This window comes from Clostridium saccharoperbutylacetonicum N1-4(HMT), from assembly GCF_000340885.1.
Lineage (GTDB): Bacteria > Bacillota > Clostridia > Clostridiales > Clostridiaceae > Clostridium > Clostridium saccharoperbutylacetonicum.
Window position 1 is genome coordinate 2,419,871 of the sequence record NC_020291.1, and the last position, 11,529, is coordinate 2,431,399.

3 protein-coding genes are annotated in these 11,529 nt (G+C 28.2%); 2 read left to right on the forward strand and 1 reads right to left on the reverse strand.

What is annotated here, in order from left to right; genetic code table 11:
• Window positions 1–378: 378 nt before the first annotated feature.
• Both CSPA_RS10760 and CSPA_RS10765 read left to right on the forward strand, forming a co-directional pair.
• Window positions 379–7,872: a non-ribosomal peptide synthetase gene (locus CSPA_RS10760; RefSeq protein WP_015392292.1), complete on the forward strand. Its 7,494-nt coding sequence runs from the start codon at window positions 379–381 to the stop codon at window positions 7,870–7,872.
• A 402-nt stretch (window positions 7,873–8,274) separates the two neighbouring features.
• Window positions 8,275–9,987 carry a methyl-accepting chemotaxis protein gene (locus CSPA_RS10765; protein WP_015392293.1) on the forward strand — a complete coding sequence of 571 codons (1,713 nt, stop codon included), beginning with the start codon at window positions 8,275–8,277 and terminating at the stop codon, window positions 9,985–9,987.
• Between the two features lie 504 nt (window positions 9,988–10,491).
• Here CSPA_RS10765 and CSPA_RS10770 read toward each other — a convergent pair.
• Window positions 10,492–11,349: an EamA family transporter gene (locus CSPA_RS10770; RefSeq protein ID WP_015392294.1), complete on the reverse strand. Its 858-nt coding sequence runs from the start codon at window positions 11,347–11,349 to the stop codon at window positions 10,492–10,494.
• Window positions 11,350–11,529: the final 180 nt, after the last annotated feature.

The following is an 11,529-nucleotide window of genomic DNA, read 5'->3' on the forward strand; positions in this document are numbered from 1 at the left end:
ACTTAAGATAAATAAATTACATGGTAAAATTCAAGCAAACCGTACTGGTAAATATTTATTTGAATTAAAGAAAACAGCCTAAATATATTTTTAAAAAGTCTTTTAAAGAGGCTTGTTAACGTGCGTCTATTTTTAATGATTTAATAATTAGCAAAGTAGTGCTTCACAAGAAAATAGTAATTTTAATGAATTATTCTAAAATCTTTAACATAACTTGTATATATTTTTAGTTTGTTAAAAATTGCTATGTATATATAGAGAGTATTTTAAAATAAATACCATATATTGATTAATTATTAAAATATGGTAATTGAAGATAAAATTGGTTATAGATTATAATGCATTTAGAAAAATAATATATTGGGAGGTGTTTTTTTTATGAACAGTGTTAATGAAAAATTTGAGATAAGTCATCCACAAAAGAGAATTTGGTACAATGAGATATTGTTTCCTAATACACCAATGCATAATATTGTATCAAAAATTCATATTGGTACTAACTTAGATATTCATCTATTAGAGAAGACAATAAATCTAATTATTAAAAAAAATGATTCATTAAGGTTAAAATTCTGTGAAGAGGAGGGAAAATTATATCAATACGTGGATAAATACAAATTTGTTAATATACCTTTCCTAGATTTTACAATATACAATGATAATGCTGAGAAAAAAATTAAAGAATTTTGTATGAATGAAGGTGTGAAAAGTCTATACAGACAAAATGAACTACTATTCAAGTTCTTTATTTATAAAATTAATAATGAAAGAATGGGAGTATGTTTTTTTATACATCACATTATCTTCGATGGTATGTCTTGTAATTTATTACTCGAACAACTTTCTAATATATATCAACAATTATGCAATAATGAAATTGTTGATTCTAATCTTGAAAATTCATATATAGATTTTATAGCTGATGAAAGAGAATACTTAAGTTCTGAAGAATTTAAAAAAAATAAGCAATTTTGGAACCAAAAATTTTCAAATCTAAACGCAAATTCTTTATATATAAATCCTAAAAGTATCAAATCAAAAACAAAAGCATTCGTATTAAATAGTGAGCTGCGAGATACACTTAAAGAATTTTTGAAGGAACATAACATTACTTTAAATAAATTTTTTATTTCTATTTCAAGTATATATATGAGCCGGATATTCGGGGATAATGATATAACACTTGCTGCTGCCTGCTTTAATAGAAGTAATGAACGCCAAAGGAAAACTATAGGTATGTTTACAGGAATTATGCCTTTAAGAATAAATTTAGAAGATGATATTAGTTTTAATGAATTTTTAAATTATTTGAATAGTGAACTCAAAAGCTGTTATGCTAATCAAAAATATCCTTATGACTTATTGGCTCAGGATTTAGAACTAAGGAAAAGGGGAGTTGATTCTTTATTTAAATTTTGTGTAAATTATTTTTCATTTGAAAGTTATAATGTAAAAAATAATTACAATATGAGTATTAGTAATGAGATTTTTGCTCAAGAATACACAAATATTCCATTGCATATTTTTATTAAAGAATTAAAAAAGAATGAAAATATCGAGTTAGAAGTTCAGTACAGAATAGAAGATTACACTGAAGAGCAAATTACACAAATGGTTAATAGTATGGAGTGCATTGCAAAGCAGATTATTAGTGATCTTAATATAAAAATTTCAGAAATACAGATAGTTTCTGAAAAAGAGAAAAATCTTATATTAAATGAATTTAATAATACAAAAAAAGAATATCCTAAAAATGAATCAATAGGTAAATTATTTGAAAAAGTAGTTGATGCCTCTAAGGATAAAATTGCATTGGTGTCAAAAGGTAAAGCTTTAACATATAGAGAGGTAAATGAAAGAGCAAATCAAATTGCAGCTGCATTAAGAAAAAGAGGAATAACAAGAAACAGCATAGTACCAATATTATGTGACAAAAATTTAGAAACTATTATAGGAATGCTGGCTATTGTAAAAAGTGGAGGTGCCTATTTAGCAATAGATGGAGAATATCCTAAATCAAGAATAGATTATATGTTAGAAGAAGTTAGAAGCAGAGTTATTTTAGGAAAAAAGAGTTCATTAGCTAAGTTTAAATTTGAAAATTATATGGAAACAATAAATTATGAGGATGAAGAGATATTAAATGAAAGTACAGATAATCTAGAACAGATTAATACTATAGATGATTTAATCTATGTAATGTATACATCAGGTTCTACAGGAAAACCTAAAGGAGTATGTATAAAGCAAAAAAATGTAATCAGACTTATAAAGAATACTAACTTTATTGAACTTAAAGAAAATGACAGAATACTTCAAACAGGCTCTATTGCATTTGATGCGTCCACTTTTGAGGTGTGGGGAGCGCTTCTTAATGGAACGCAGTTATTTGTAGAATCAAAAGATGTTATTTTAAATCCAGAATTACTTGAAGGTTACTTAAGAGAAAATAAAATTACAATATGCTGGTTTACCGCACCATTATTTAATCAATTATGTAAAGAAAATATAAATTTATTTAAGCCATTAAGATGTTTATTAACTGGTGGAGATGTGGTTTCGCCTATTTCTGTAAGCAAGCTAAAAAGGGCTCATAAGGATTTGATGATAATTGATGGATATGGACCAACTGAAAACACTACTTTTTCAACTACTTATGCTATAAGCGGAGAATGGGATGAAAATATTCAAATACCAATTGGTAAGCCTATTGCTAATTCAACCGCCTATATAATGGATAAGAACAACAACTTACTTCCAATAGGTGTTCCAGGAGAGTTATGTGTAGGTGGAGATGGAATTGCAGATGGATATTTAAATCGCGAAGAGCTTACAAAAGAAAAATTTATAGAAAATCCTTATGTAAAGGGAGAAAAAATATATAGAACTGGTGATCTTGCAAAATGGCTGCCAGATGGGAATATATCCTTTATGGGACGGATTGATAATCAAGTAAAAATTCGAGGCTTTAGAATAGAGCTGCAAGAAATTGAAGCACAATTATTACAATATTCAAGAATAAAAGAAGCAGTAGTAGTAGATAAAAATGATGAAAGTGGAAATAAATATTTATGTGCATATGTTTTAAGTGAAGAAAAGGTTTCATCAAAAGAAATAAAGGAGTTTTTAAAAAAGGTACTGCCTAATTATATGATACCTTCATATATAATACAGCTTGAAAAATTTTCTCTTAATTGTAATGGGAAGATTGACAAAAGAGCATTGCCAAGCCCTGATTTATCACAAAAGGATACTGAATTTATAAAAGCTAGGAGTGAAATTGAATTAAAACTTGAAGATATTTGGTGTCAGATATTTAATCTTAAAGAGATATCAATAAAAGATAATTTCTTTGATATAGGCGGAAATTCACTAATGGCCGTAAATTTAGTTTCTAAAGTTCATAAAGAATTTAAGAGGAGAATTGTTGTTACAGATGTATTTAATAGGCCTACCATAGAAGAATTAGCAGAATATTTAAAAGTTATGTCTGTAGAGGAAGCTTTTAATTTTAATGAAATCGAGAAAGTAGAGGAAAAAGAGTATTATGAAGCATCAGCAGTGCAAAAGAGAATATATGCAATAAATCAAATAGATTTAAATAGTACAAACTATAATATACCTATTGCATATTTAATAAAAGGTAATTTTGATAATGGACGATTGGACAAGGCGATTTATGAATTAATAAATAGGCATGAATCGTTAAGGACAAGTTTTCATGTGCTTGATGAAAATATATTTCAAAAAGTTCATAAAAAAGTGAACTTTAAAGTTGAGCATATAAAAATAAATAGTAAATTTAATGAAGATAAAATTAAAATTGAAAATTTTATAAAACCATTTGATTTGGGTAAAGCACCGCTTATCCATGTTAACCTTATCAAATTTGATGACGCATCAATATTACTCATAGATATACATCACATAGTTTCAGATGGAGTTTCGATAAGCATAATAACAAAAGAACTATCTTCATTATATAATGGAGAAAAACTTGTAATGCCCAAAGTTCAATATAAGGATTTTTCTAATTGGCAAAATAATTTATATAGAAATGGGTTATTAGATGGTCAGGAAAAATATTGGCTTAATATGTTTAAAGGAGAAATTCCTAAATTAAATATGCCTTCAGATTATAAAGAAATACCAACTGAAAGTTTTAAAGGAGATATATTAACCTTTGAAATGGATGAAGCATTAACTTTAAAAATAAACCAAGTTATAAATAGCTTAGGGGTAACAAAGTTCATGTTTTATATGGCAGCATACAACGTACTTTTATATAAGTATACTGGTCAAGATGATCTAATAATAGGAACTCCAGCAGCGGGAAGAACTTCTGAAGAGTTGAAAGATACAGTAGGAATGTTTGTTAATACATTACCTTTAAGAAATAAAATAAATAAGAATAGTAGTTTTAGGGAGTTCTTAAAGGAAGTTAAGGAAAATTCCTTAAAAGCATTCGAAAATCAAAACTATGATCTTAAGAACATAATTGAAAAATTAAATATAAAGAAAGTATCACTTTTTAATGTGGTTTTATCTTTTCAAAATATAAATATTGATAATTTAAGGTTAGAGGATACAGAAATATCAGCATATAGGTTGAAAAGCACTATGGCTAAATTTCCTATTTCTATGATATTAAAAGAGGATAAGGACAAAATATCAGGTGAATTAGAATATCAAACAGAATTATATAAAAGGGAAACAATAGAAAGTTTTATAAAACATTATATTAATATAATAGAAAGAGTTCTTGAAGATTTGGATAAGCCTATTGATAATTTTGATATGTTATCTAAGTGGGAAAAAAATATTATATTAAATGAATTTAATAATAGAAAAAAAACTTACGCTCATAATAAAACAATAAAGGAGAGATTTGAAGAAGAAGCTAAAAATTTACAAAATAAAACTGCACTTGTATCAAATGGACAATATCTAGCTTATAAGGAATTAAATGAAAGAGCAAATCAGCTTGGGAATTTATTAATGAAAAATGGAATAGGCAGAGAAGACATTGTACCAATATTATGTGATAGAAGCATAGATACAATAATTGGCATGCTCGCTATAATAAAAAGCGGAGCCGCATATCTGCCAATAGATGAAGATTATCCTGAAGCAAGAATAAGATATATGCTTGAGGACAGTGGAAGTAAGATAATATTAATTAAAAGACATCAATTAGATAAGGTTAAATTAGAAAAAATAAATATACAATTAATAGATTTAAATAGTAAAGAAATATTTAAAGAAAGTAAAGAAAATCTTCCCAGCGTAAATTCGGTTACAGATTTAGTATATGTGATTTATACGTCAGGATCAACTGGAAAGCCTAAAGGAGTATGTTTAGAAAATAGGAATTTAGTAAACCTTGTAAGTAATTCTGAGTATATAGGGATTAACAGCAATGATAAAATTCTTCAATCTGGATCTTTGTCTTTTGATGCATCAGTATTCCAGGTTTGGATTACACTGCTTAATGGAGCAGAATTACATTTGGAAGAAAAAGCTTTAATAATTAATGAGAATGAATTAGAGGATTATATTAATAAAAATGAAATAACAACAATGCTTATGCCAACCCCATTATTTAATCAATATTGTGAGAGCAATATAGAAATATTTAAAGATTTAAGATGTTTAATTGTTGGAGGAGATGTTTTATCTAGCAAGCAGGTAAGTAAAATAACAAAAATATATAAGAATTTAAAAATTCTAAATGCATATGGACCAACTGAAAATGCAGTGATTTCAACATTGTATGAAGTCAAGGGAAAATGGAATGAAAATATAGCAATACCTATAGGAACTCCAATATCTAATTCAACAGCGTATATAATGGATAAAAATAATAACCTGCTTCCAATAGGGACGCCAGGAGAACTATGTGTAGGTGGAGCCGGCATTGCAAGAGGATATTTAAATAGAGAAGAGCTTACAAAAGAAAAATTTATAGAAAATCCATATGTGAGTGGAGAAAAAATTTATAAAACTGGTGACCTTGTAAAGTGGCTGCCAGATGGAAATATACACTTTATGGGAAGAATGGATTATCAAGTGAAAATTAATGGCTTTAGAATAGAACCGCAGGAAATTGAAGGAGAATTATTAAAATATTCAAAAGTAAAAGAAGCAGTAGTGGTGGACAAGAGTGATGAGAGTGGAAATAAATATTTATGTGCATATGTTGTAAGTAAGGAAAAAGTTTCTCCAAAGGAAATAAAGGAATTTTTGAAAAGGGAACTTCCAAGTTATATGATTCCTTCCCATATAATGCAGCTTGAAAGGATGCCCGTTAATTCTAATGGAAAAGTTGAAAGAAAAGCACTTCCTACTCCAAAGTCATTTGATTTTAATTATGAATATATAATGCCTAAAAATAATATTGAAGAAAAAATTTCTAAGGCATGGAGTAAAATATTAGGGATAAAAAATATAAGTACTGATTTGAATTTCTTTGAAATAGGGGGCAATTCATTAAAGGCAATTTCAGTAGTTTCAAGATTAGCAAAGGAATTTAGTATTGCTATAAATGATATATTTAAGTACCCAACTATACAAGAATTGGCACTTAACATTAAGTTTATAGAAGAAATATCAAGATCAGAGGTTAGAGCAGCTAAGGAAGAGGTAAGTATTACAGAGCTTGAGGAAGGAAACAAAATTCCCAAAGCCATAAAATCAGATTATGATTTATATATAAATAATATTAAAAAATATAGAAATTTTCGAGTAAATGATAAAGTGACTTACAAAAATATTCTGCTTACAGGTAGTACTGGGTATGTTGGCATAAATATTTTAAAAGAGCTTTTAATAAGCACAGATAGTAAAGTATATTTGTTATTAAGAGGTAAGGATATTAAAAAAGCTGAAGATAGAGTAATTAAAAAAGCTGATTTCTATTTTGGAAAAGAATTTTATGTCAGATATAAAAATAGAATAACAATTTTAATAGGGAATATATCAGAGGATTATCTAGGCATGGATATTGATGCTTATAAAAAATTATCTTTAGTAATAGATTGCATAATTAATTCTGCAGCTAATGTAAAACACTATGGTAAGTATGAAGGTTTCTACAATATAAATGTTTTAGGCACAAAGCATTTATTAGATTTTGCTGAAAAAGGTTTAATGAAGGACTTTAATCAAATATCTACCATGAGTGTTGGAAGCGGAAGAGTTCCCAATAAAGAAGTTGTTATGTTCTCAGAATTGGATATTGATATTGGCCAAGAGTGCGATAATGTATATGTACGTTCAAAATTAGAAGCTGAAAAGTTAGTTGAAGAAGCCGGTAAAAAATCACTAAATACTAAGATATTTAGACTTGGAAATGTAACGTTTAATTACGAAACAGGACTATTTCAAGAAAATATAAAAGAAAATGCATTTTACAAGAATATCAAAGCATTTATTAAACTTAAATGTTTACCAGAGATAAAAGGAAATATTTTTGATTTTTCTTATGTAGATCAATTAGCTAAAGCAATTATTCTTCTTTTTGACAAGACTAATTACAGAAATGAAGTATTCCATATAGAAAATCCTAAAAAATTAAGTGCAAGTGATTTAACAAGAGCATTAAGAAGACAATATAAGGACATAGAGCTTAAAAATAAGGAGGATTTTCTAGCTTATATTTCACTAAAGAGAGAAGATGAAGAATTAAGGGAATATGTTGAGGATGTTATGGTTCATCTAGGATTGCTTGAAAATAATGATCTAACAACTTTTATAACTGTTAGTGATAGAACAAATGCTATTTTAAAAGAATTTAATTTTGAATGGGGTAAACTAGATGAAAGTGCTATAAAAAGAATGCTCGATTATTGTGAAAAAGTTAATTTCTTATAATTATTCAGCTTAGAATAAGGCTTTGGAGCATTAACAGGTCCAGAAAAAAAGAAACATGTTAAGATTTTGGTAGCGCCAGATAAAGGACTTTTAACAAATAACTAATATAAATATATTGAAGAGGCTGTCATTACGAGAGTCTCTTCAATTATATTTATGTTCTTTAGTTGAAGCTTGACAGATAAAATAATGCCACATTTATTTTAATCTGATGTTATTACAGATGTTAACTAAATACCTTATTAGGCCGAAAATGAAAACCACAGAAAGTAAGACCATGATAATGTTTAAATAGTTTATTTTAATTATAGATTTGGCTAAATTTATGTGCTTTGAATACGATTATAAATAATATAGGGTAAATTATAAATAGGTTAAGGGTATTGAGAAGGAGATGACATAATGTTCAACAAAATAAAGATATCTCAAAAATTGGTCGCTACAAGTATAATAAGTACAGTATTTCTAATAGCCGTTGGTATGGTAGGCTTGCGTAACATGAACACAATCAATGAGAATGCAGATAAGATTTATAATAATAATGTGATATCACTAGAAAAAATGTATTCTGTAAGAATTAATAACAATCAAGCAATAGTTGATATGGAGCATATAATTAATAAAGATTTTAAGAGTGACAGCAGTGAGAGAATACAAGAAATGACTAATATTACTACTTACAATAATGAACTTTATGCAGCTTATGAAGAAATTCCACATTCGAGTCAAAAAGAAAAAGATGATTACGAGAAATTAAAAGTTGATTTAGCTAAATATAGAGAAGCAAAAACTAATATAATGAATGCTGTTAAAGCAAATGATTATGATAAGTCTCAAACGTTATATAAGACAGAGTATATTACAGCAAGTAAAAACTTAATTGATAGTATAAATGCAATAATTGATGATAATATTAAGGAAGCTCAAGTGATGACTGATGCAAATCATAGCATTTTTAAAAGTTCATCAATGATTGAAATTGTAAGCATAATTGCTGGGGCATTAATAGCATTATTTTTAGGTTTGAGAATGTCATTTTGGCTTAAAAAGAGAATTAATAATGTTGTAAATTTTGCGCATAATTTAGCTTCTGGCGATTTAACTCAAGAACTTAAAATAACGGCAGACGATGAGCTTGGAATTATGGGAAGAGCATTGAATGCTTCACTAAATAATACGAGAGAGCTTGTTTCAGAACTTGTAGACGGAGTAAGTGAAATGAGTGCATCAAGTGAAGAACTCACAGCAACAATGGAAGAAGTTTCTGCAACCATGATAAATATAAAGGAATCAGTTCAACAAATTTCACAAGGGAATACTCAGTTGAGTCATTCTACTATAGAAGTAAGCAACTCTTCAGAGGAAATGAACGATTTGGTTAAAAAGTTAGCTGATAATACTATGAAATTAGAGCATACATCAGATGAGATAATGGAGAGAGCATTAAAAGTTAAAGATGGTGCAGAAGGATCCTCAGCTACTGCAAATGAATTATATAATGAAAAGGAAATAAAAATTAAACAAGCAATTTCAAATACAAAAGTAGTTGAAGAAATAGGTAAAATGGCAGAGGTTATAGGAGAAATATCAGAACAAACCAATCTTTTAGCACTTAATGCATCAATAGAAGCTGCTCGTGCAGGTGAGGCTGGTAAGGGCTTTGCAGTAGTAGCAGATGAGGTAAGAGGTTTAGCAGAGCAATCTGCTGGAGCAGTTACAAATATAAGTAATACAGTTGGAGAAGTTAGAAATTCCATTAATTATTTAGTTGAAAATATAGAAGACGTATTAAAATTTATAGATAATCATGTTAAACCAGATTATGAAAAATTAAAATCAGTTGGACAAAGGTATAAGGAAGATGCAGAGTTTGTAAATAATATGTCACAACAAACCTTGTTATCAGTAAATACCATAGCTAAAAATATTTCTGAAGTAAACAATTCGATGACTAATATTTCAGCAACTAGTGAGCAATCAGCATCAAGTTCAGAAGAAATATTAGCGAGTATTAGTGAATCTAGTTTGGCTTTAGAAGAAGTTGCAAAGCAGGCACAAGGTACCTCTGAATTAGCAGAAAGATTAAGTAAAAAGATACATAGATTTAATATATAGATATCCAAAGCAAGAATTAGATTTATGCAACAATTACCGAAATATGATACATTTATCTTCCGCAGGACTAGTGAAATTTTCGCTGGAAGGTTCTAAATGTGGGCTTGTCGTCATTTCAGCGTGTTCCAGATGTAAAAACTGGACAAGCTGAAGATGAAACAAGCCCACATTAATACCCTTCAACAGCTCAATTTCATATGCCTGCTCCAGAAAAAAATGTATCATATTTCTAGTGCAGTTTTGTAATTTTAATTTCTCAATAGTGTATACATATTCCATTTATAAGTTTGATTATTAAATTGGATATCTATATAAGAAGTAGTAAGGTAAAATAGTTTGGGGACAAGCTTAGAGGCTATAGGAAATTCCTATAGCCTCATAATATTTACAACTTAATATTTTTAATATCATCAAAATTAAATTGTGGAAACCAGATATGTAAAGATGGTAAGAATTATATTAGTAACGCCGTATTCTATTGAGCTTTTAATACAAATATAGAAATTATTTTGGTGAAGTTTTCTTTTGTGAAAAATAAACACTGAAAATTATTATTAATACTCCTAATATTTGAATAGGATTGATAGTTTGTTTTAAGAATATAAAGCCTAGTAAAAATGCTGTTAGAGGATTAACTGGACCAAGGAAGGATACCTTGGTTGGAGATAATTTTGAAATTCCTCTAAACCATAAATAATAACCTAAAGCAGTATTAAATATTCCTAATATAGCAAGTCCTAATATGTTTGTACTATTAAGAGTTGGAATACCACCTTCTATTAAAAAAGTGGCAGGAATTAATATAAGGCTTCCGTAGAATAGTTGCCATGAGGTGAAAACCATATTATTAACTCCTTCAGGTTTACCCCAATATTTAGTTAATACAACGCCTAGTGCCATAATGATAGCACCTATAAGGGCAGCCATTACACCAACAAGATCTATTACAGCATCTTGTTTTAATAATAAGAGAGATACGCCTGTAAGGGTCATTATAACTGCAATAAAGGAATTCTTATTTGGACTTTCTTTAAGAAAGATCCAGCTAAAGAAGATGGTGAAAATAGGTTGTACACTTCCTAATATTGAAGCTATACCACCTGGAAGTCTGTAAGCAGCAATAAATAAAAATAGAAAAAAACCGCCAATATTTAAAGTTCCTAAAATGATAGCTTTTAAGAGCCATGCTCCTTTAGGAAATTGTCTATAATAAAGTAAAAGTATTAATCCGATAGGAAGGCCTCTCATGAGTGCTACAAATATTGGTTTGTTTATTGGAATAAGTAGTGTAGTTATTATATAAGTTGAGGCCCAAAGCATTGGCGCTAGCATTGTTAATAAAGTATCTCTTAAGTTTTTCATAGTAACCCTCCTTTGGTAACATTTTTGGATTTGAAGTTATAGTATACATAGTTCAATTGTTAATGATAATTTATCAATGTTCAGCTGTCAGTGATTAATGATAAATTAATAATGAAATAATTTCAGGATTTCTTGAATTTAGAGGTACAATCTTAATAAGAAATTATATATAAATTTTTG

Excerpts from the sequence above, each read along its gene's own strand:
- CSPA_RS10760 (WP_015392292.1), top strand. The coding sequence starts at position 379 with ATGAACAGTGTTAATGAAAAATTTGAGATAAGTCATCCACAAAAGAGA.
- CSPA_RS10765 (WP_015392293.1), top strand. The coding sequence starts at position 8,275 with ATGTTCAACAAAATAAAGATATCTCAAAAATTGGTCGCTACAAGTATA.
- CSPA_RS10770 (WP_015392294.1), bottom strand. The coding sequence starts at position 11,349 with ATGAAAAACTTAAGAGATACTTTATTAACAATGCTAGCGCCAATGCTT.